The 22609-nt window shown below is 38.6% G+C and carries 16 protein-coding genes; 1 reads left to right on the top strand and 15 read right to left on the bottom strand.

From position 1 onward, the window contains the following. Positions 1 to 70: 70 nt before the first annotated feature. The 8 genes from L1999_RS07310 to L1999_RS07275 form a co-directional block, all read right to left on the bottom strand. Positions 71 to 970: a carbohydrate ABC transporter permease gene (locus L1999_RS07310; RefSeq protein WP_235742947.1), complete on the bottom strand. Its 900-nt coding sequence runs from the start codon at positions 968 to 970 to the stop codon at positions 71 to 73. Beyond that, a complete protein-coding gene (locus L1999_RS07305) occupies positions 967 to 1848 on the bottom strand; it encodes a carbohydrate ABC transporter permease (protein ID WP_235742946.1) in 882 nt (293 codons plus the stop codon). The genes L1999_RS07310 and L1999_RS07305 overlap by 4 nt, the downstream gene beginning before the upstream one ends. A gap of 96 nt (positions 1849 to 1944) precedes the next feature. Next, on the bottom strand, positions 1945 to 3270 hold the full coding sequence (locus L1999_RS07300) for an ABC transporter substrate-binding protein (protein WP_235742945.1): 1326 nt from the start codon (positions 3268 to 3270) through the stop codon (positions 1945 to 1947). 247 nt (positions 3271 to 3517) lie between these two features. Then, positions 3518 to 4990: a glycoside hydrolase family 140 protein gene (locus tag L1999_RS07295; protein ID WP_235742944.1), complete on the bottom strand. Its 1473-nt coding sequence runs from the start codon at positions 4988 to 4990 to the stop codon at positions 3518 to 3520. A gap of 72 nt (positions 4991 to 5062) precedes the next feature. After that, complete coding sequence (gene glpK / locus L1999_RS07290; RefSeq protein WP_235742943.1) at positions 5063 to 6553, bottom strand: glycerol kinase GlpK; 1491 nt, start codon at positions 6551 to 6553, stop codon at positions 5063 to 5065. 10 nt (positions 6554 to 6563) lie between these two features. Continuing rightward, positions 6564 to 7532, bottom strand: coding sequence for a transketolase family protein (locus tag L1999_RS07285; RefSeq protein WP_235742942.1), 969 nt, complete (start codon positions 7530 to 7532; stop codon positions 6564 to 6566). Beyond that, positions 7529 to 8359: a transketolase gene (locus tag L1999_RS07280; RefSeq protein ID WP_235742941.1), complete on the bottom strand. Its 831-nt coding sequence runs from the start codon at positions 8357 to 8359 to the stop codon at positions 7529 to 7531. The genes L1999_RS07285 and L1999_RS07280 overlap by 4 nt, the downstream gene beginning before the upstream one ends. Positions 8360 to 8377: 18 nt before the next feature. Further along, entirely contained in the window at positions 8378 to 9814 is a 1437-nt protein-coding gene (locus L1999_RS07275; protein ID WP_235742940.1) for an L-fucose/L-arabinose isomerase family protein, read from the bottom strand. Positions 9815 to 10196: 382 nt separating this feature from the next. Here L1999_RS07275 and L1999_RS07270 point away from each other — a divergent pair, with 382 nt between their 5' ends. Further along, positions 10197 to 11255, top strand: a complete 1059-nt coding sequence (locus L1999_RS07270) for a LacI family DNA-binding transcriptional regulator (RefSeq protein WP_235742939.1) — start codon at positions 10197 to 10199, stop codon at positions 11253 to 11255. A 128-nt stretch (positions 11256 to 11383) separates the two neighbouring features. Here L1999_RS07270 and L1999_RS07265 read toward each other — a convergent pair whose 3' ends face one another. The 7 genes from L1999_RS07265 to L1999_RS07235 all read right to left on the bottom strand — a co-directional run bounded on the left by L1999_RS07265 (position 11384) and on the right by L1999_RS07235 (position 22364). Further along, the gene (locus tag L1999_RS07265; RefSeq protein ID WP_235742938.1) at positions 11384 to 13693 is read right to left on the bottom strand and encodes a glycoside hydrolase family 3 C-terminal domain-containing protein; all 2310 of its coding nucleotides are present in this window, start codon (positions 13691 to 13693) and stop codon (positions 11384 to 11386) included. A gap of 18 nt (positions 13694 to 13711) precedes the next feature. Further along, positions 13712 to 16609, bottom strand: a complete 2898-nt coding sequence (locus tag L1999_RS07260) for an alpha-L-rhamnosidase (protein ID WP_235742937.1) — start codon at positions 16607 to 16609, stop codon at positions 13712 to 13714. After that, positions 16606 to 17928 carry a prolyl oligopeptidase family serine peptidase gene (locus L1999_RS07255; protein ID WP_235742936.1) on the bottom strand — a complete coding sequence of 441 codons (1323 nt, stop codon included), beginning with the start codon at positions 17926 to 17928 and terminating at the stop codon, positions 16606 to 16608. The genes L1999_RS07260 and L1999_RS07255 overlap by 4 nt, the downstream gene beginning before the upstream one ends. A gap of 33 nt (positions 17929 to 17961) precedes the next feature. Further along, the gene (locus L1999_RS07250; RefSeq protein WP_235742935.1) at positions 17962 to 19710 is read right to left on the bottom strand and encodes a DUF5605 domain-containing protein; all 1749 of its coding nucleotides are present in this window, start codon (positions 19708 to 19710) and stop codon (positions 17962 to 17964) included. Positions 19711 to 19823: 113 nt separating this feature from the next. Continuing rightward, entirely contained in the window at positions 19824 to 20471 is a 648-nt protein-coding gene (locus tag L1999_RS07245) for a YesL family protein (RefSeq protein WP_235742934.1), read from the bottom strand. Between the two features lie 117 nt (positions 20472 to 20588). After that, a complete protein-coding gene (locus L1999_RS07240; protein WP_235742933.1) occupies positions 20589 to 21476 on the bottom strand; it encodes a carbohydrate ABC transporter permease in 888 nt (295 codons plus the stop codon). Positions 21477 to 21494: 18 nt separating this feature from the next. Further along, positions 21495 to 22364, bottom strand: coding sequence for an ABC transporter permease (locus L1999_RS07235; RefSeq protein ID WP_235744284.1), 870 nt, complete (start codon positions 22362 to 22364; stop codon positions 21495 to 21497). Positions 22365 to 22609: the final 245 nt, after the last annotated feature.

The following is a 22609-nucleotide window of genomic DNA, read 5'->3' as shown; positions in this document are numbered from 1 at the left end:
CGGACCAATCTGTCTATGGTCCGTTTTTTTCAATTAAGTTGTTTATTAAATTACTTTTCATATCGTCAAATCAACCCTTCACGGAACCTACAGCTAAACCTTTAATAAAGAACTTTTGCAAAAAGGCAAAGATAACTAAAAGTGGTAAAGCACAAAGGAAACATGCTGCGAAGAGAACATTCCAAGCAGTTGGGTTTGTTTGGTCACCCATAAAGCCCAACATGGCTAGTGGTAATGGCGTTAAATCTGCCTTGTTGATAAAAATCATGTTAAAAAAATAATCATTCCAAATCCATACCCCCTGAGTAATGACCACAGAAACTGTAACAGGTAGTAACAGTGGAAACACGATCTGCCAAAACCTTCGAAATAAACCCGCTCCATCTAAAAGAGCTGACTCCTCTATTTCAATTGGGACACTGCTTTTAATAAAGCCAGAGTATAAAAATGAAGAAAAAGGGATACTACACGTGATAAACATGATAATCGATGTTAACTGTCCACTAGGAATACTTAATGCATTGAATGTTTTAACGATTGGAATGATAACCATCTGACTCGGAACAACTAGCCCAGCAAGAAAAAAGATATATAAAAACTTACTCAACCGAGTATTCATTCTTGCAACTGGATAGGCTGCCATAGATGTAAAAATCACCACTACAATAACGGAAACTCCTGTTAACAGAACACTATTCATCAATGCTTGAAGAAAATGCATGCGCTCAAAAGCATTCTTGTAACTTTCCAGGCTAAATTGTGAAAATAAATTTAATGGATTCGTCATATTATCTGGTGTCCGTAATGAACTTGAAAGAGCGATTAATAGTGGTAATAGATTTAAAAACATTAGGATTGTAATTCCTAATTGGTAACAAATTTGTTTGACTAATGACTTTCTTTTCTTAACAACATTCTGTTTAATGACCATATCATAAGAAGTACTTTGAACAGCTGACTTACTCATCATACATTTACCTCCCTCTTATTTAATTTCGTCACGAGGAATACAGTTATGGCTATTATGATGGCAAAGGATACTACTGCCAATGCTGCAGCCTTACCATACTGTCCTTCTGTAAATGCCATTCTAAAAATATCGTAAACTAATGTACTAGTCGACCTGCCTGGGCCGCCGTTTGTCATAATAAAAGAATAATCGAAGGCTTTAAGACCATTGATGATACTTAAAGTAACGTTGATGGTAATAGATGTAGCTAATAAAGGCAAACGAACAAATCTTGTTAATTGCCAACCATTCGCACCGTCAATTTTTCCAGCTTCCAGCAATTCTTGTGGAACAGTCTGCAGTCCTGCAAGGAATATTATTGTACTGGTACCAACGGTTTTCCAAATATCAACCGCGGTAATACCATATAGTGCAGTCTTATAATTTCCAAGAATGTTCAAATTTTCACTGTGTATGCCAAACCAAGATAATACGGTTGGAAGCAGACCAGAGTCCGGCATGTAAACATATGACCAGATATAACCCACAACAATCGTACTAAACAATGTAGGTATATAAGCTACTGTACGATAAAAACCTAATCCTTTAATTTTCGAGTCCAAAACAAAAGCTAGACATAGTGCAATAATATTGCCGAGAACGGTTGAGAGTAAAGTATATATCAAAGTATTTGATATGGATGAACCCGCAATTCCCTCTTTGAATATTTTTATATAGTTATTCAGACCAATAAAATTTAAATTCTGCTGTACCCCGTTGTAATCTGTAAAACTATATTGAAAAAGTCTTATAATGGGAAAGATCCAAAAGGTCAAATATACAATCAATGCTGGCAAAACAAATAAATACATTGATTTTTTCATGACTGTAGAATTCATGGTATCTTATTCCTTTCCAAAATTTACTTAAGGTGGGGAAATACCCCCACCTCAATTTGATTTTTTCATACCGGTAAATTAAGTTGTTTCAGCTTTCTACTTTTTCCAAAGCTCGTCGAATTTGTCCTGCATTGCTTTTGTTACGTCTTTTGGAGTTGTTGATTGTCCACCGATAATCTCAGCAAATTTTGCTTCTAACGTTGCATCTACACCGCTTGGCCACATTTGGTTAGCGAAATAGATGGCGTTACCAGTACTTGTATATTGATCATAAGCATCTTTATATAATTCGTTCGTTAATGGAACTCCATTATAGGCAACAATTGAAGACGAAGTTTTTACCCATTCTTTAAATAAGTCAGACTTACCATCAAACCAATAGTTCAGAATTTGTTTTACTGCCTCAACATTTTCGGATTTCGCATTAACTGCCCAACCAGCTGCTGTAGCTGCTGCTTGATAGACAGGTTTACCTTTTTCGTTTGCAGGTAGTGGGAAGAAACCGCGTTCAAATTCAGTTGCACCTTTCGCTGTTAATGGGGTGTAGTCCCATGTACCATCTAATGTCATAGCAGCTTTACCATCGATAAACATTTGAATTGCCTGTGGTCCGCCTAGCCCTAGAGTATTCTTGGCAATGTATCCTTTTTTGTATAGTTCTTGGTACATCTCAACCGCTTTTTGCCATTTAGGACCGTTGAGTGATTCCTTTCCATCTTGAAGTTTAGTATCGAAATCTTTGTCGTCCGCATAAACAGTATTTGCTGCAATTTGATATAAACCAAACTGGATCACCCAAGGATCTTTATCCCCCATCACAATAGGAGTAATCCCTGCATCTTTTAATTTTTGGCAAGCAGCAAGGAAGGCATCCCAATCCTTAGGTACTTCAGTAATTCCAACTTTTTGGAACAGGTCCTTATTGTAATAAGTACCTAACATATCAAATCCTTTAGTAATTGCATAAACTTTTCCGTTGTATGACATGTCATCTACTACTGTTTGAGAAAGGTTATTCATAAATGGCAGATCGGAAAGATCAGCTAAATATCCGCCTTTTCCTAGGTCCATAACAGAAGCTGCATTTGCCATTCTTGGCCAGACGCGGAAAATATCGGGAGCCTGGTTTACAGCCAGTTTTGTTTTAATAGATGTCGTATATTGATCATCAGGAAGCTTTTGTACCTCTAATGTAATGTTCGGGAACTTTTTATGAACTAATTTTGGTAATATATCTACTTCAAAATCTTGACCTGATGCTGCTTTATTACCAGAAACCAACATGGTAATGGTAACTTTTTTCGAATTAGATGATCCAGTGCTTTTGGATTCGCTTGAGCTTGAGCTTGAACAGCCGGCTAAAAGTGCAATGGATAGTATCAAAACTAAGGTACCGGATAGAAACGCTTTCATTTTTTTCATTACATTCACCCCACGAGTTTATATCTTTAAAGTAATGGCCATTTATTCCTTTTGCGCATTTTTATTGTAGCGTAATTCAGAGTACATTTAATTTAGTAATTTGAGTGCACAATTTTTAGATTTTTTAAGTTTTGATTAAAATGTTAACCATCGTTACTTAGTAGTCTCTTATATATAAAAAATACCACAGCCCTAAAGACTATGGTATTTTTTGAACAATGATTTAAGTGTCCCATATTCGTTTTAATCACCACATAAAAGTTTTCTTGATTTCAGGCGGTACAGGTAATTCCCCATAAATTTTTGCTTTGCCAGGAATAGTTGAGTAATTATTTGTGCTCTCTATCAAACATATCCAATCCTGCTCATTTCCACGAGTAGGAGTTATTATTTTTAAAGCCTCTCGCTTTTCAATCTCTAAACTAATTGCTTTCTCTGTCATAACATTCTCTTGTGTATAGCATTGTCCATCTCTAGGATTAAACCACCACATTTGTAACTGGTCATTTTTCAGTCTGCTTAATTCTACCGTTTCCTCTCCACACGAAGGGAAGTATAGACAAGCAAATTCCCCATCTTTTTCTATACATGCCTGTATGTGTTCATCTAAAATGTCTTCCATCTTATCATTCTGTTCCATTAGTAATTCCTGACTAGGAATACATTGACTTAAATCTCTAGATTCTAAAAAATCACGCAAAATTTTCATCTGCCATGCGCCCGGCTGGTCTAAAGCTTCAAACCAAGAATATCTTCTGAAACTGTCTCTTTCCTTTTCCGAAATCATCCAACACACTGATGGATGTCCATATGTATGACCAAAGGACCCTGCAAACAAACTCCAATAGGCACGTTTCCGCACCATCCATCCACCGTGGAAATCAGTTCCAATTGGCCATGATGTTGGCATATGTTCATATGCGGGTTCTCCATCAAAAACAGGCATAGGGCTTTTCCTATTGTAATCCTTTTTCACCAATTCATAGTTTCTAGGTGTTAATCCATGACCAGACTGAATCATAATAAATGAAATCCAAGCCTCATCATCAGTCCAATAAGACATAGTTGAACACTCGCCGGTCTCCGCTTCATGGCATGCGTGATAAGTCATTAAAAGCTTTTGCCAATCAGGATCTTTTACGTTATATGAAAGTTCCTTATCTAGAACCCCTTTTGCAAGCCCTTCCGCCATATTCCGCCAAACATCCTTGTAATCGATCCCTAAATGAATGGGCTGCCTGTCCCCTCCTAGACACCAAATGATATTTTTTCTATCCTTATAGCGGTTACCAATCCATTTTCCGTATTCAAAAGCATTTTCTTTTGTAACAATCTTTTCTGAAAACTCACCCATCCAGTTATGGCCTACTACAAGTTCTCCCCATACAGGCAGTAATAAAACGTAAAATCCATATTCTTCCGCTTTATCTATGATCCAGTCTAAATACTGAAAATATTTTTCATTAGGAGTGTTCAAATCATTATTTAATAAAGCCTTATCTCCAGCAGGATTTCTCATTTCCTTATCCTGCTCCGGGTCGAGTGCTACAATCTGTAATACAGTAAATCCTTGTGATTTTCGCTTCTGCATCAAATATTCTGCATCGTCCCATTTTAATCTATGTGCGATGGTCCAATCCGTATCAGCCAACCAGATAAATGGTTTCCCGTCCTGATGCGTAAAAAACCTTCTATTTTCTGAGATTTTTAACCTATCCATTTTTTTCTCCTTTAAAAATAAATAAATAGTTAGTTTTGTTAAAATTGCTATGGGTTTATTTGTTAAACGATACTAACATACTAGAACACCATTGACCGACTGCTTCCACCCTTGATAATATTTATTTCTTTCATCACTGGTCATTAATGACTGATACAATTCATGTTCCTGGTTTAGTTGGTTGATCTCATCTGTCGATTTCCAAATTCCTACTCCTAAACCAGCTAAATAAACGGAGCCCATCGAAGATAATTCGGCTACTTCTGAAGCGATCACATCAATATCCAACATATCAGCTTGATATTGCATTAAGAACCGGTTGCTTGTTGCTCCACCATCCACTTTTACACTCTTAATAGATATATTGGACTCAGATTCCATTAGTTCCATAACATCCTTAACCTGATAAGCGATGCTCTCTAAGGCGGCACGTACAATGTGGGGTTTCCCCGTATTTCGGCTTATTCCCATGATTGCCGCACGGGTGTAAGGTTTCCAATATGGAGCTCCCAAACCTACAAATGCGGGTACAAAATAGACACCTTGATTATCTGAAATCGAACACGCTAACTGTTCTGCCTCGCCAATTTCATCAATTAATTCAAGCTGTTCCTTTAGCCATTTTATCGTATCGCCAGTACTATTTATAATCCCTTCTAGCGCATAGCTGACTTTTCCGTTCATTCCCCAAGCAATCGAAGTGACTAAACCATTGGTGCCGTCCACCATTTCTCCTGTTTGCACTAAAACAGAAGTACCAGTTCCATATGTGGCCTTTGCCATTCCAAGCTCAAAACATTTCTGTCCAAATAATGCACCTTGCGAATCTCCAATGACACCCGAGATTGGAAGTTGTATAAACGGAAGAGATGAGTCCTCCGTTAATCCAAATAGTTCATTGGAATCTTTTACTTCAGGAAGCATCTCCTTTGGAATATCAAATAAGTTCAGCAATTCTTCATCCCACTGAAGAGTATGGATATTAAATAGAAGCGTCCTGCTTGCATTGGAATAATCTGTTGCATGAACCTTCCCGCCGGTTAATTTCCAGATGAGCCAGCTATCAATCGTACCTAATAAGAGCTTTCCTTCTCTTGCTCTATCTTTGACACCATCCACATGATCTAAGATCCATTTCACCTTGGATGCAGAGAAATAGGGATCCGCCTTTAACCCAGTTTTGGATTGGATTATCGATTCATATCCTTGTTCTTTCAGCTCTTCACACATGTCTGATGTTCTTCGGCATTGCCAAACGATAGCATTATAAACCGGAAATCCTGTTTCTTTATCCCATACCACTATCGTTTCTCTTTGATTCGTTATAGCCAATACAGCCAACTCATCTTCTTGAACAGAGGTGGTTTGAACCACCTCTGTTAAAAGGGTTTTAACATTTTCATAGATTTCAACCGGGTCATGCTCTACCCAACCAGTTTGAGGATAGTATTGCTTATGACTGGCAGAACATTTATGAGTGATTCGCCCTTTTGAATTAACAAGCAAAACTTTTGTTCCCGACGTGCTTTGATCAATTGCCAGGATATATTGCTCGTGAGACATTAGAAACACCTCATCCTTTATTTACCATCTGTATGGCAACCTTCTTGACATTGTCTACATTTAATCCATAATATTCAAATACTTCAGCTGTTTTTCCGGCAATAGCAGGTTCGTCTGGAAGACCAATAATTTTAACTGGCACCGGATGTTGTTGTGAAACAACTTCAGCTACAGATGAACCTAAACCGCCATAAATACTGTGCTCTTCAATGGTGATAATTCTTCCTGTTTCCTCAGCAGCTTTCAGAATAGCTTCCTCATCTAATGGTTTGATGGTATGCATATTAATCACTCTGCATTCAATGCCTTCTGTTTGAATTGCTTCCGCGGAATCCAAAGCGATTCTGACTGTCTCCCCTGTTGCAATAATCGTAATATCTGTACCTTCTTTCATCGTAACGGCTTTACCGATTTGAAAATCATAGTCATCAGAAACATATGAATCTTCGACAGGATTGCGGCCAATTCGCAGATAGACCGGTCGATCATACTCAACTAATGCTTCAATCATTTTTTTAGCCTCATGACGATCAGCTGGTATCATGACATCCAAACCAGGAATGGCACGGGTTACAGCAAGATCCTGTAATGAATGGTGTGACATACCTAGCGCACCATAACTAACGCCTCCGCTTATGCCAATTAATTTAACATTTGTATTCGAGTAAGCTACATCTACCTTAATTTGTTCAATACTTCTCATGCTTAAAAAACACGCTGGTGAAGCGACAAATGGTTTTTTACCGGACGCAGCCAAGCCTGAAGCAATCCCAACGAGATTTTGTTCTGCAATCCCTACTTCTACGATTTGATTAGGTAATTCTTTACCAAAATCCACAAGAGAGGCTGATCCTCTAGAGTCACTTGTTAAAACTAAAATATCTTTATTTTCCTTAGCTAAATCTAGTAAAGTTTCACTAATCGCTTGACGATTGGCAATTTTATTTCCTTTTGCACTTTTTAGAGCAACAATACTCATTGTAGCACCTCCAATTGCTTAGAAAGTTCTTCCATTGCTAATTGATATTCTTCTTTACTTGGGACGTGATGGTGCCATTTTGCTACATTTTCAGCAAATGAAATACCTTTTCCTTTCACTGTATTGGCAACAATAAGAGTTGGTTTTCCTGCAGTTTTTGGAGATCCCTCCAAAACTTCTGCCAACTGTTCGATATCATTTCCATCTACTTCAACTACTTCCCACCCAAACGCTCTCCACTTTTCGCCGAATGGCTCAAGGGACATAACATCATCCGTACTTCCTGTGATTTGTAATCTATTGCGATCAATAATAGCTACTAAATTATCCAGCTTGTAATGTGAAGCAGCCATAGCCCCTTCCCAAACGGATCCTTCTGCTTGTTCTCCATCTCCCATTAAGGTAAAAACGCGATACGATTTTCCATCCATTTTGGCAGCCAAGGCCATTCCAACTGAAACTGGCAGACCATGTCCTAAGGCACCAGTATTCATTTCCACACCAGGAACTTTATTATTCGGATGACCTATTAATCTAGTATTAAATTGAGAGAATGTCTTTAATTCCTCTTTTGGAAAGAATCCCTTGTCTGCTAAAATGGCCCAATAAGCTTCAACTGAATGGCCCTTACTCTGAATATATCGATCACGATCTTCCCACTTCGGATTCTTTGGATCAACATTCATAATATGATAGTAAAGAACCGTTAAGATATCCGTACTGGATAGAGAGCCGCCTGTATGCCCCGTACCCGCTTCATAAATCATGGTTAGCAAATCCATTCGAATTTCAGTTGCTTTCCGTTTTAGAAATTCAATATTGTTCATTCTTTTTGCCCCCTCGCTTTATTTATTAAGGTCGCTGCCACGAAGCCATGATTTGATTTCATCTACAGTTGGATCTACCGGATCAGGATTCAACCCTGGGATATATTCGCATGCCTCAAACAGGGCTGGGATTACATTGGCATGAACACCTACTGAATGGTGAATATACGGACCTTTTACCAGTGTTTCTTCCCATAATGGCCAGTCATTTACTTCTATCCATACATACGATCCTCTAGTAAACGGCCCTTCAATCCCTTTGGCTTTTCCTAGGAAAATCGAATATTCACCATGGTCACCGTCAAAACGGGCAATCGTCATTTCTCCACCCTCAATTTCTCCTTCATGTGTACCTGGAGAATGATCGTCAAATAAGAAGTGTTTATTTAACTTTGGCTTTTCTTCGACACTTAACGATACTGGGAAATTCCCACAGTGGAATAACAATTCGCCATTAGGGTTTTCAGGATGACGAATCGTAATATCAGCAAAGAAAGTTGGCTTAGTATTCATGGTAGCGGCTTGAACCATAATGGAAGTGATCGCTCCATGGATGTCTGTTTCACAAGTTACCGGAATCTGTTCGTCTGTTAGAATCGCATTGGCTAGACATGGCATGATACCAATAATATCCTGCAAGGTTGACCAACATTGAATAGCAATTGCTGTACTTCCTGTATCGGCAGCCAGTTGTTTCATTGCCACTTTTAAGGAAGCAATCCGTCTGACATCCTGTTCTGTAACTGCACTCCAGTCAAGCTTTTCTTTAATATAGCCGATTGCTTCGTCTAATTCTGGACTATCAGTCTTCTCAATTTTCAACGTTGCTTTTTTCAACTCATCAAGTGTAATTGGGTGAATCTGAATTCCAAATGTTTCTAACAATTCCCCTTCATTGCAGATGACTGACCAAAAATCAGATGGTCTTGTGGAAATTTGCAAGATTCGTAGATTATTAAACTGCTTTACAACATTCGCTGCAGCAATGAAATTCTTAAATCCACGTTCAAAAACAGGACTATCAACAGCACTGTTGGTGATATATGTAAATTTCACATTAAATCTTCTTAATACTTTACCAGTTGCAAAAATTCCACATTGTGTATCACGGAGACGCATCCCGTCTTCCAATGGAGCTTCGTCTCTTGGACCCCAAAGCAAAACAGGTTTGCCGATCGCTTTGGCTACACGAGCTACGATATCTTCAGTACCAAAGTTGCAGTGCGGGAAAAATAATGCATCCACTTCAGCATCCCTAAAGCGCTTTATTATCGCTGGTTCTTCTAATCGCTCATGCAGCAACCCTTCTTCATTGATTCCTTCCAAATCGACAATTTCCATGTCCAAACCAAAGCTCTCCATCTTTTCTCTAATTAATTGTTTATACTTTAATGCATCCTCTTTACTAAATACGAATCTTCTTGTTGGAGCAAAGCCAAGTCTAATTTTCCCCATTTTCCTATGCCTCCCAAACAATTTCATAATATAACCATCAAAATAAAAAAAGCGTATACAATAATGTTTTTTAAATAAACTAAATAAATTTAGTTTACCCCCTAACTCTTGAGCCAATAATAGCAACTATTAAATTAACAGTCAATAAATTTTATAAACTTTTTTAGTTACCTGTTTTATTTTTATATAAAATTTAGTGTTTTTATATGTAAATCACTATAAAATATTCTATTTATGATAATAAAAAATTTTTATTAATATTTCACAAACTAAACATTAACTAAACTTAAACTAAACCATTTGATTTTATGCTATAATAAAATATACAAAAAGTTTAATTCGGAAAAGAACTTTTATCATGTAGGCAGGTGTTTATATTTTAATGAAAATAGATGATATTGCTAAATTAGCTAATGTTTCGAAATCCGCTGTTTCTCTGGCGTTGAATGGGAAAAATGGTGTCAGCCAAAAAACACGCGAGAAGGTATTGAGAATTGCTCAGGAACATGGATATATTCCACGCCCCATTATTAAAGCGGATCAATTTGTTCAGCCGAACCCAAAATTGTTGAGATTTGTAGCAGTCACAAATGCAGGTATTGTGACAGAGCAATATGAATCACTCCCGTTTTTCACGGATTTAATACACAATCTTGATAGACAAATCGGTACTAGTGGTTATTCTCTTATGGTTTCTTCCATCAGTATAGAGAACCTCCAAGATGAAATAACCCGACTCGAGCAAGAACAAAAGTCTGCAGGTATATTATTGTTAGGTACAAACTTAACACCGGAGCAAATTAATATCGTTGCATGTGTACAGCCAAATATGGTTGTGCTGGATACCTGTTTTGAGACGTTGGACGTAAGCTTTGTCGTCATGAATAACGTATATGGTGCGTACCAGGCAGGACAATACTTAATGGAGTTAGGACACCAGCAAATTGGTTATGTAGGATCAAATACGAGAATGTATAATTTTGATATGAGAAAAAAGGGTTTTATACAAGCACTAAGTGAAAATGGGTTAACGATTGCCGAAACCAATTACTTTTCAGTATCTCCGACAGTGATTTCATCCCAGGATGTGTTTAAAGATAAAATTAAAAACCGGTTAAACCAATTGCCTTCAGCCTTATTTTGCGAAGCTGATTATATGGCCATTAGCGTTATTAAATCGCTCACTGAATTAGGCGTTAGAGTTCCGGATGACGTTTCTGTGATTGGTTTTGATAACATCTTTGAATCACAAGTGATAACGCCTGAATTAACGACAATCCATGTAAAAAAGGATAGGATTGCCTTACTTGCAGTTGAAAAACTTATTAAACAGATTGAAAATAATGACACTGATAAAATTAAATTATTTGTGGATACAGAACTGATTGAAAGGAAATCATGTGTAGTTTCCACATTAACTGAGAGTGAAATACAAGCCTAAAAAATAAAAAAACCTTAGTTCGGTATATATACCAAGCTAAGGTTTTTTTGCGGAAATAACCCAGGTTAAAATTAACTAAAATAAATTTTTTTAGTTAGGTTAGTTATAATCTCTACAGTATGAAATGTTTAGTTGATTATTTTTTGGGCATTCGTTACATTTGCTAATCTTTCATTTAGTTGTTTTATAAGACTATTAAGCATTTCTTCTGTAAAATTATCTGGATTGAATGCAGCCATGGCACGTAACGGCATAAATTTCATCATCGCCTCGAACATTTCAAAACCATCTGAGTCTTCCCCCATATTAGCAAATGGACTGCCTTCATTTGCCTTGGCAAGAGTTTCCTGGACAAATGGAGCTAGAATTGGATTTGCGATAAGATCCCCAATTGTAGTGTTTCGATGGACTAACTTGTTTATGGTAACAGTAGAGTTTACTTGCAGTGTCCCTTTTAAAATAATGTCAGCTGAAGACTTCCCTACAAGTACCTCAAACAAACCACTCTCCACATGCCAGTCCTTGAGATCTACATTGTAATAAGCAAACGCTCTTTTATCTAAGGTGAAGCTCACCTCTATCTCTTCGCCTGGCTGTAACTCGACCTTAGCGAATCCCTTTAATTCTTTCTCTGGTCGAATCACAGTACTCTCGATATCACGAACGTATAGCTGAACAATTTCCTTTCCAGCTCGCTCTCCTGTATTTTTAACTGTTACTATCACGTCAACTGTTTCATTATCTAAAATGGATTCTTTGTTAATGAGTAGTTTTGTATATTCAAAGTTTGTATAACTCAGGCCATAACCGAATGGAAATAACGGTTCTATCGCTTTAGCATCGTAATAGCGGTACCCTACAAAAAGCCCTTCCTTATATTCTACCTTGTCCCCTTCCCCTGGGAAGTTAAGATAGGAAGAATTATGACGCAGCTCTTTTGGAAATGTTTCAGCCAATTTCCCACTTGGATTCTCATCACCAAATAATAAATCAGCGATCGCACCCCCTAGCGCCTGACCACCCAAATATCCTTCAAGGAGACCCTTAACTTTACCAAGCCAAGGCATTTCTATTGGAGCACCATTGCTTAAAACGACCACTATATTAGGCTGTACCTCTGCTATCGCTTCAATAAGAATGCGATGATTGTCAGGAATTCTTAAGTGCTCTCGGTCATAACCCTCCGATTCATAACGATCTGGTAGACCAACAAATAAAACCGCAACATCCGCTTGGATTGCTTTTTCTTTTGCCTCTGCAATTAATTGATCATCTGTATGATCATTTTTTAAATGATATCCTTTTGCATAAACAACGTAGGCATTTCCTGCAGTTTTTTCTATTTCCTCACAGATATTATCGAGCTTGGTCGGCTTGATATGGGAACTTCCGCCACCCTGATACCTTGGGTTAATAGCAAACTCACCAATAACGGCAATTGTTCCGTCCTTTTTTAACGGAAGAATACGATCTTCATTCTTCAGTAAAACCATACTTTCCCTCGCTACTTCTCTAGCGAGCTGGTGGTGTTCCTCTTTATCATAAACAGCGTTTTCTTTTTTGTTATCCACGGCCTTAAAAATAATTTTTAATAATCGTTCTACTGTTTTATCTAGTGTTTGCTCAGAAAGGTTACCGCTATTTACTGCTTGGACTATTTTTCTATCTCCTAACCCATTACTAGTAGGCATTTCTAAATCTAAGCCAGCTTCTAATCCTTTTGCTCGCTCATTGACTGCACCCCAGTCTGAAACGACAAACCCATCAAAACCCCATTCATCCTTTAAAATATCTGTTAATAGGGTTTTATTTTCTGAAGCGTACTCCCCGTTAACTTTGTTGTAGGAACACATTACAGTCCATGGTTCAGCTTTCTTTACCGCATTTTCAAAGCTAGCAAGATAGATTTCTCTTAGCGTCCGTTCATCTACGATTGCATCCACGGACATACGGCGATGTTCCTGATTGTTGGCAGCAAAATGTTTAAGAGAAGTACCAACACCTTGGCTTTGAACACCATTGATGTGGTTTGCCGCTAATTCCGAAGAAAGATAGGGATCCTCGGAAAAATATTCAAAATTCCTGCCACAAAGTGGTGAACGTTTGATATTCGCACCTGGTCCAAGTAGAACAGCGACATCCTCAGCCTGACACTCTTCACCTAAGGCAGCACCAACCTTATTAATAAGCGAACGATTCCATGTACTTGCAAGTCCAACAGCGGAAGGGAAACAGGTTGCTGGAACACTATCATAAATCCCCAGGTGATCGGCACTTTGCTGTTGTTTACGCAGGCCATGCGGGCCATCTGTCACCATAATGGATGGAATGCCTAATCTCTCAATTCCTTTAAGCTGCCAGAAGTTTAGCCCGGAGCAAAGACTGGCCTTTTCTTCAAGTGTCATTTGTTCAATTAATAATTTAATATCTCTTTTCATCCAAGAATTCCTCCCCTTCTATTGACGAACCAGAACTAGCTTTTGATTTAACTCTTCTAATTTTTCTGAAGAAGCTATCGATGTGAACATCGGGAAATGTATTAATTCTTCCAAAGACCTTTCTATGAATTGATCATTCTTAACAATGGGATTATTTACGATGCCGGGCAGATTATTTGTAACTAGTTCTTTTGTTTCTTCATTGTTTAGAAGCTCTTTTAAGCTACTGTTTGTGCTATAGGTTAAGATATAAGATTTTGTCGGTAGATACTGAAACAAGTATGTCCCTGCAGTAATTTCACAGGTAACATCCTTATTTTCTTGCTTAGCTTTTAAACCTTTAGTAACTAACCATTCATCATTTACCTTAATGTTTTCTAAAGCAGCATCAGGCAGTACTACTTCAGCTGTTGTATTGAATGGTACGATCAAAGTAAAAGTTAAGGACCCATCCTCGTTTAATTCCCAGCCGCTTTCAATATTTCCAGACGGAGAAGAGAATTTTGCCTTTGCATAAGTTAATTTGCCATATGGTTTTGGACATAGCTTAAACTTTCTAAATCCAGGGGCATCTTCCAATGGATTGATGCCGCACATATGACGGTACATCCATTCCGCAATGGACCCATAGGCATAGTGATTCAATGAGTTCATACCTGTTCCGCTGATACTTCCATCTGGAAGGACAGAGTTCCAGCGCTCCCAGACTGTTGTCGCTCCAAGTTTCACCGCATACAGCCAACTTGGAAAGTCATCGTTTAACAATAAGGAATATGCTAAGTTATTAGCTCCATTCTCAGATAGTACATTACAGAAATAGGGTGTACCGACAAAGCCTGTATTCAGATGCATTTTATCTTCACGAAGCTTCGCTTTTAAATCGGCTACTAACCTTGGCCTGAAACTTTCGGGAACCAGGTCCATATATAGAGCAACAATCATCGCTGTTTGGGTGTAAATAGCACTTCTGCCATTTGGTGTGAAATATTCTTTCTTGATTGCTTCTTTAATTTCATCTGCCAGCTGATTATATTGTTCAGCAACCTTTGTTTTACCTAAAACCTTGGCTGCTTTTGCTACTAGCTGTGCGGAATAACAATAATAGGCTGATGCAATATAATAAGAATCCGTCCCACCCATAGGGCTCTCGGGGTCTTTTCCATCTAATGCAAGCCAATCACCGAAATGGAAGCCAACCTGCCAAAGTCTCTTGGCGCCAGATTCATCATCCACTTTTTTGATATAATCGACCCAGTCCTTCATTGAATCAAACTGCTGACGAAGAAGCTCTTTGTCTCCATAATACGTGTATAATGTCCACGGAATGACCGTAGCCGCATCACCCCAGGCGGCTGAACCACTGCCAGAAATAAAACCGTTTCCATCTTTAGGTTTTACAACGGGTACTGTAAACGGAACCGATCCGCCCAACCTTTTCTGTTCTTCATGTAAATCAAACATATATTTTTGGTAAAATGCCGGTGTATACATGTTGAAACAGGCCGTAGGGGCAAACACTTGTGCATCCCCCGTCCACCCCATTCGTTCATCACGCTGCGGGCAGTCTGTTGGGACATCGAGAAAATTCCCTTTTTGTCCCCATACAGCATTAAGGAAAAGGCGATTCACCAACGAATTTGAAGTTTCAATTTCACCTGTTTGTTCAATCTCGCTGTAGATCACACAGCCACAAAAATCATCTAAGTCAATTTCTCCTTCAAAACCCGTAAGCTTTACAAACCGAAATCCATAAAATGTGAAATGAGGCTGTACTTCTCTTTCACTTCCGTCAGAAATATAAACATATTCTGCTTTTGCCTCTCGCAAATTTCCGCGATAGAAGTTCCCATCTTGAAGAATTTCCCCATATTGTAGCTGTAATCTTGTTCCTTTTGGTGTCTTAGTTTTAAATCGGACCCAGCCGGTCATTACTTGACCAAAATCAAGAACTACCTCTCCGGCAGTTGTATGCAGAAGCTCCATTGGTGGTCTTTCTTCCATAATTTTAACAGGCAAATTTCTCCTGGCTGTAAAAGTATCTGCGTTAATTTCCGTCTTCCTAACGCTAGCCCATGTGCTGTCATTAAATTCGGGCAGCGTCCAGTTTTTACTTTCTAGATTTGCGTCGTAAATCTCACCATCATAAATGCCGCTAAATGTGATTGGTGCCGGTGCGCACTTCCAGTCTTCATCCGTGGCAATTACAGTCGTAGAACCATCCTTGAGTGTTAAAACGATTTCACCTATACAAGCAAACTCACTGCCATATAATTCATGGTAACCGCCTTCAAACCCAAACCGGCCTTTATACCAGCCATTTCCAAGCATAAAGCCAATCGCGTTTTCTCCACTCACTAATAAGTCCGTCACATCATAGGTTTGATATTGAATCCAGAAATCATAGGCATTGTAACCTGGAGCAAAATATTCATTGCCAACTCTTTTTCCATTGATTTCTACATCATATAAACCTACTCCACAGATGTAAGCCCTCGCTGATTCAATGTCACCCAGCACCGAGAAATTTTTTCGAATTAATGGATGAATCTCTTTATCCAATTCAGGGGTAATCCACTTACCTTCCCACGGTTCATCCATTTTGGCCGTTTCAAACCAGGCTGATTCACTGGTAACCTCATCCCCGGCGTCGCCCCAGACTGTGACTCGCCAATAATACCGAGTTCGGGGTTTTAGTTTAATGTCAGGGTGATAGGCTAAACTATCAATCTCCTGACTTTTCCCACTATCAAAAAGAATGGTCTCAAAGCCAGAATCAGCAGCAATTTCCACTCTAGCCGCCGACTGATATATAGATCGACTTTCTCCTGATTCGGTCACCCAGGAAAGACTTAATCGATCAAATTCAAATCCCAGCGGATTTACCACCTGGTTTGTTCTTAAGTGACTAATGATCATCTTACCCCTCCTTGGTTGGACTCTGCATATTTACGATTTTGGTCTGTTATTTGGTTTGACTGCAATGCCAGCCACTGGAGTAGAGTTACTTCTTTTCCGTTCACTTTTACCGGAGATCCACCATAGTCCAGCACGCATTCATCTTTGAGCATGTAGATCCAAGTACCATGGCCGAAAAATTCAAACGGGTTGCCTTCACTGTCCTTGAAAATTCCTGAGGTATCTACGACATTATCAAAATATGAAAAATGAACATTAGGAGCACCAGCTTTAAGTAGACGCTCATACGTTGGTATCACTGTAATCTCAGGTTTTACGATTTCATCGTTTTTTGAATGTGTGAACCAGATAGGAGTATTCTTGATATCTTGAATATTTTGATCCGTAATGACCTTGTCATAGAGGGCTTCACATACAGGATAGGCTGCTGCAAAGAAACCAGGATAGTCAATAATCATGCGCATCGTCATGAAGCCGCCATTGGAACAGCCACCAATGTAGATTCGATTTGTATCTATATTTGAATGATTATTGACAAACTCATCAATGAGCGCTTTTAATGCTGTTACATACTTAGATTGGCCACTTTCTGTGTACAATCCGCAGCCATCGTCCATCCACATAGTGGGCACTTGTGGAGCAAGGACATAAGCGCCCCCGAATAAACTCTGTACTTTTTCACTAGATAGATTTACAACATTATTGCCGGTATACGCAATCGCCGTGTCAATTCCACCTTCACCTGCACCATGCAGCCAAATAATCAAAGGACGTTTACCGCTATTCATATTTGGTGAATAATAACCGAACCTTAGTGGCATTTCAGCATAGGATGACTCGCTGTTTACCCACCCTTTGACTTGCTCCATGCGCCCGCCGCTGAAATGATCATAGACTAGCCCTGAAATAGAAGCACTATCGGCTTGTATTTCTTTTACCTGCGTAATGCGAAAATCGCAGAAAACATAAACATTATGTTCCTGTACATACGCAATTTCTGAATTCAAACGGTGGATTGCCTCACATTCCAGTTCCAGCGTGGCGTGACTGCCTATTTCAGTTTTATTTCCTTCACTGTCTGAGGTATACGCTTTTAACACACGACAATAGCCTTTTGACGGAAAAAGTTCTACCGAATTCCAATCTTTTCTGAGTTGGAGCACTTCCCCCGTTTTTTTGTTCCGTCTCTCGACATAAACGTTGAAGGTATCTTCTGATAGTGCCTCTGATTTAATAGATTGGGAAAGCGGAAGAATGATTTTTGTTATATAAGGGCCATAGTCAGTAACCTCGGTTACAGTCATGTAAGAAAGATTCATTTTTACCTCTCCTTTTATTAATCTATCGTTACTTTATATTTGAGTCATCCTGACAGCCATATACTGTTTGCCAGGAAGTTCTATTCTAAATTCCCCTTCATAAACACCTTCAAGTTCATTAATCGTCATTTCCCAAGTATCGATTACTTCCACTTTATATTGAGTTCCAGGTTTCATCCGGTACTCTCTGAAACTAGGTCGATTGAAGCCATAGTAATATAAATAATATTGGTCAGGAATTCCTGCGGAAGGTGCATCCCAAGCGGTTTCTAAAGGATTCCATCCTTCTTCCGGCCCCTCTTCCATGATCCTCCTCAAGAAACCAATTCTTTTTGGACTATCTCCATATAACTGTCCACCTTTTGACCACCATAAAATATCTTCTGGATGAAGGTACGTTTCCCCATGTCCCACATAACCGCCTCTAACTGCTCCTTCCCAAAACCGGCGGATCATTTCTTCCCCGGTGATATTTCCCCATCCTTGGTCAATATCTCCCTCATAGGCACATTCGTCGATCACGATTGGTTTATTCCACTGTTTTCTCCATTCATCCGTATTCTCAGCTGTTCTATATACATCGACTCGTTGAACACTACAGTGTGTGACCCAAGGCCGTGAATAATCATAGAATCCAAAACAGTTATGAATGGAAATGAGGTGTTGGTGGGGGTCATTTTCCGTAATAATCTGAGCAAAGCGTTCCCAATCATCGATTTCTTTCGCCCACATTAAGTCATATTCATTCGCTAATGACCACCAAAGATTTCGATAGGCCGAGAGACGAGCGGCGAGATACTTCAAATAGCGGTCATCTTCCGCCTTTTTCATTTCCGCAAATCCCCACCTGTCATAGGCATGGTACAGGATAAGGTCGGCTTCAATTCCTAGATTCCCAAGATCTATAATCCTTTGTTCTAAGTGCTGAAAAAACTTTGGATTAAAGCGTGTAAAGTCAAAACCTTCCTCAAGAGAACCTTCAAATGGATAGTATAAAGGCTCATTAGAATTGAATTGATAGGATTTAGGAAACACACACATTCGCATCTTATTAAATGGCGATGCTTGTAAAGTTTCCAAGGTTTGTTGGATTAATTCTTCCTCCTGATGTATCCATGCATAGCATGTTGTCCCAACAGGTATATAGGGGGTGCCATCCTCATACGAAAAATGATATGTATTTTTGACGCGGACAGGACCATGGTTATCTTTAGAAGGACCAACACATGTAAACCTACCTTCTATACCTGCCAAAGATCGGGCGTTGCTCGTTGTTTGAAATGTCCAGATTCCCTCAGCATCAGGCATAAATCTGATTCGATAGATACCATCCCCGTCATAGAATCCAAGAGCTTGATGGCGTTTCTCTCCATTAATGATAAATTCCGCTTCCAATGTGACGTCTGTAAAAGGATTGCCATGATCTGGACCCTCAAGTTCGACCTCAAAGACAGACCATTTTTCTACTGTACTTGGGATACTAACCTTGGCCGATCCCAAATTTTCTGACTCAGATTTGTAATTAGACACCGGTGCAATATAACCAGTTTCTTCTTCCAACTCTTCTACAGCAGCTAGCTCTGAATACAGTTTTTCCACAATCACCTTTGTACGTAAAGACTCAGGCAGCCGTGAAATCAGCTGTTCCAAAGTACTTAATTTAACAAACATAAGTGGGAATTCAGTAGGTTCCAATAATTGCGGCACATATTTTAGTAAGACTGCTTTGGCCTTTTTATTGGCTAGGATCTTACCCATTTTCATTTTTGGTGAATAACTCATATCATCTGTTCCTCCCCTTCGCTATGGATTATTAGGTTCTATTAGACTAGATCTATACCATTCATTTAAAAGAGAATGATCCTTTCCGTTCTCTTTTAACGTCTTTCATGGAATTAAATTGCTTCTGTTTTGGTTCTTTTTACCGAGAGGTCGGAGGCTTTATTCATTTTTACAAAAACAAAATTACTTAGCCACATCAGTAAATATGCGATTAAACTACCGCTAAAAAACGGTATCACTCCGGGTAATTTCATAAAGATGAAACAGAGGAACCCAGTCAAAGTAGCCATGCAAAAGGTTGGAATTGGATTTATGGTCATTAAAATAAATGAGTTCTTAATCCCCTCTTTCAAACGAACATCAAAATGAACCAATACCGGGAAAATATATAATAGGGTAAAGAAAAACAAGATAATAACAATTACATTGGGGACATAAAGTAATTTAAATAAAGGTACCGTGGTTGCTTCGACTATTCTTAAATTGGAGTACATGAGAAAACAAGATAAACCGAGGAAGAATCCTAATAGGTTGCCTTTAACAAATTCCTTTTTATAGGTGAACCAAAACGTTTGAAATACTGGAATATCTGTTTGCTTCAATACCCATTTACGCACCACCGTGAACATAGCCAGTGTGGAAGGAAAAAAACCAAAAACAACAAAACCAAGCAAGGTAAATGCAATCCAAAGAACATTCACATAGGCAAACCTTAGGATCCACTCCGAAATACTATAAAATCCCCGCATAAAACCAATCATTTAACATTTCCTCCTTGCTTGTTTCTCTTGTTTTTGTTTCCTTATCTAGGCAGCCACATTAATACAGGAGGGCGATCGATCGTCAACCCAGCCCTCCATTTTACTAAAACAATCGAATTATCCTTTAACTGACCCTAAAGCAATCCCTTTTACCAAGTACTTTTGGAAAAATGGATAGGCAATAAGGATTGGCAGGATACCAATTACCGCAATAGCCATTCGTACAGCTGTAGTAGGAATTTGAGCTGCTGCTGTACTTGTGTTCGATCCTAAATTGCTGCTTGCTAAGAATTGAATGTCTGACAACATCCTGTTTAAGATGTTTTGAATGCTAAATAGTGATGGTTCAGTAATATAGATAAGTCCATTGAACCAATCATTCCAATAAATAATTGTTTGAAGCAGACCGATTGTTGCTAAGATTGGCAGAGATAGCGGAAGAATGATCGAAAAGAATGTTCTAAATTCACCAGCACCATCCATGCGTGCGGATTCGATTATCGGCTCCGGTATCGAAGTCATAAAGAATGTTCTCATTAACAAAACGTTAAATCCGTTCATGAGTAACCCTGGTACAATTAAGGCCCAGATGGTATTTTTGATATCGAACACCTGCGTATATACAAGATACGTAGGAACAAGTCCGCCGTTAAACAATAGGGTAAAGAAAACGATGAAAGCAAAAACATTTTTAAAAGGTAAATCGCGTCGTGAAAGTCCATAGGCCAAAAACGATGTCATTACCAAACTTACAAAAGTTCCAAATATGGTTACAAATACCGTAATTCCGTAGGCCCGTAAAATACTGGAAGAATTAGAGAGTAAATAATCATAGGCCGCAAAACTTACTTCTTTTGGGAAAAAGGAATACCCTTCTTTCAGAATGGATGCCTCATCACTCAGGGAGGAAGATAAAAGAATGATTAAAGGTATGATGCTGCCTGCCGCCAGTATAATTAAAACGATATGTGATACCCATTGGGTAATTCGATCTGATCTATACATCCTTTTCCGCCTCCAATTTTAAAATAATGCGTTGTCTTTACTTTTTCTTCGAACAAGATAATTTGATAATAATACAAGTACAAATCCGACAATGGACTGATACAAACCAGCTGCGGCTGACATGCCGATATCACCAAGCTGCATTAAACCTCGGTATACGTACGTATCAATAACATTGGTAGTATCGTAGAGTGCACCTGAGTTCATTGGAACTTGATAGAATAATCCGAAATCGGAGTAGAAAATTCGGCCGATTCCCAATAAAGTCATCATAATTATAACGGGCATAATCGAAGGAATCGTAATGTGAATAATTTGATGCCATTTATTCGCTCCATCTAGTGTGGCTGCTTCATAGTATTCTTGGTCGATGCCGATAATAGCGGCTAAATAAATAACACACAAGAAGCCTACACCTTTCCACAAATTGATAAAGGTTAAAATGTAAGGCCAGTATTTGGCTTCGTTATACCATGAGATCCCATCCAACCCCAGCATTGGTAAAATGGTTTTATTCAAATAACCCACATCTTCGCTAAGGAAGGCAAATCCTAAATAGCTGACGATTACCATGGAGATTAAGAACGGTAATAGAATGACACTCTGATAAAAGCCTTTTGCTAGTTTATTTTTAATTTCATTCAGCATAATTGCTACTGCAATAGCAATTACCGTATTTAGGATAATAAAGCCGCCATTATAAAGAATGGTATTACGAGTAATGACAAACGCATCTCTTGTACTAAACAGGTACTCAAAGTTTTTAAAGCCAATCCAATCACTGCCGAGGATTCCTTTCGCATAGTTAATATCCTTAAAAGCAATAATCAGACCGAACATGGGCAAATAGTTATTAATCAATAAGTAGACTAACCCAGGAAGCATCATAATCAATAATGGCAGCGACCTTTTAAATTTAATCAGCTTGGTGTTTACTTTATTTGCAGGAACTGCTTGAATCCCTGCTTCAACCTTTTTTACTGTCACTTCTGACATCCCTTTTCCCCCTTGTCATCATGTTTTGTTTCCGCTTACAATTTTCTTTTCCAACTTATATCTTTATTTTATAAAACTAGTAATATTGAAACTATCCAAAATACGACTTCTTATTTTTGTTTATCCGACTTTTCAGA

The organism is Neobacillus drentensis (assembly GCF_021560175.1).
Lineage (GTDB): Bacteria > Bacillota > Bacilli > Bacillales > Cytobacillaceae > Neobacillus > Neobacillus drentensis_A.
Note: the sequence above shows the minus strand (reverse complement) of the source record. Positions and strands in the feature narration are given on the sequence as shown.

What these genes read in the sequence shown, in the direction of transcription:
- L1999_RS07310 (WP_235742947.1), bottom strand. Translation starts at nt 970, where the DNA reads ATGATGAGTAAGTCAGCTGTTCAAAGTACTTCTTATGATATGGTCATT.
- L1999_RS07305 (WP_235742946.1), bottom strand. Translation starts at nt 1,848, where the DNA reads ATGAATTCTACAGTCATGAAAAAATCAATGTATTTATTTGTTTTGCCA.
- L1999_RS07300 (WP_235742945.1), bottom strand. Translation starts at nt 3,270, where the DNA reads ATGAAAAAAATGAAAGCGTTTCTATCCGGTACCTTAGTTTTGATACTA.
- L1999_RS07295 (WP_235742944.1), bottom strand. Translation starts at nt 4,990, where the DNA reads ATGGATAGGTTAAAAATCTCAGAAAATAGAAGGTTTTTTACGCATCAG.
- glpK (WP_235742943.1), bottom strand. Translation starts at nt 6,553, where the DNA reads ATGTCTCACGAGCAATATATCCTGGCAATTGATCAAAGCACGTCGGGA.
- L1999_RS07285 (WP_235742942.1), bottom strand. Translation starts at nt 7,532, where the DNA reads ATGAGTATTGTTGCTCTAAAAAGTGCAAAAGGAAATAAAATTGCCAAT.
- L1999_RS07280 (WP_235742941.1), bottom strand. Translation starts at nt 8,359, where the DNA reads ATGAACAATATTGAATTTCTAAAACGGAAAGCAACTGAAATTCGAATG.
- L1999_RS07275 (WP_235742940.1), bottom strand. Translation starts at nt 9,814, where the DNA reads ATGGGGAAAATTAGACTTGGCTTTGCTCCAACAAGAAGATTCGTATTT.
- L1999_RS07270 (WP_235742939.1), top strand. Translation starts at nt 10,197, where the DNA reads ATGAAAATAGATGATATTGCTAAATTAGCTAATGTTTCGAAATCCGCT.
- L1999_RS07265 (WP_235742938.1), bottom strand. Translation starts at nt 13,693, where the DNA reads ATGAAAAGAGATATTAAATTATTAATTGAACAAATGACACTTGAAGAA.
- L1999_RS07260 (WP_235742937.1), bottom strand. Translation starts at nt 16,609, where the DNA reads ATGATCATTAGTCACTTAAGAACAAACCAGGTGGTAAATCCGCTGGGA.
- L1999_RS07255 (WP_235742936.1), bottom strand. Translation starts at nt 17,928, where the DNA reads ATGAATCTTTCTTACATGACTGTAACCGAGGTTACTGACTATGGCCCT.
- L1999_RS07250 (WP_235742935.1), bottom strand. Translation starts at nt 19,710, where the DNA reads ATGAGTTATTCACCAAAAATGAAAATGGGTAAGATCCTAGCCAATAAA.
- L1999_RS07245 (WP_235742934.1), bottom strand. Translation starts at nt 20,471, where the DNA reads ATGATTGGTTTTATGCGGGGATTTTATAGTATTTCGGAGTGGATCCTA.
- L1999_RS07240 (WP_235742933.1), bottom strand. Translation starts at nt 21,476, where the DNA reads ATGTATAGATCAGATCGAATTACCCAATGGGTATCACATATCGTTTTA.
- L1999_RS07235 (WP_235744284.1), bottom strand. Translation starts at nt 22,364, where the DNA reads ATGATGCTTCCTGGGTTAGTCTACTTATTGATTAATAACTATTTGCCC.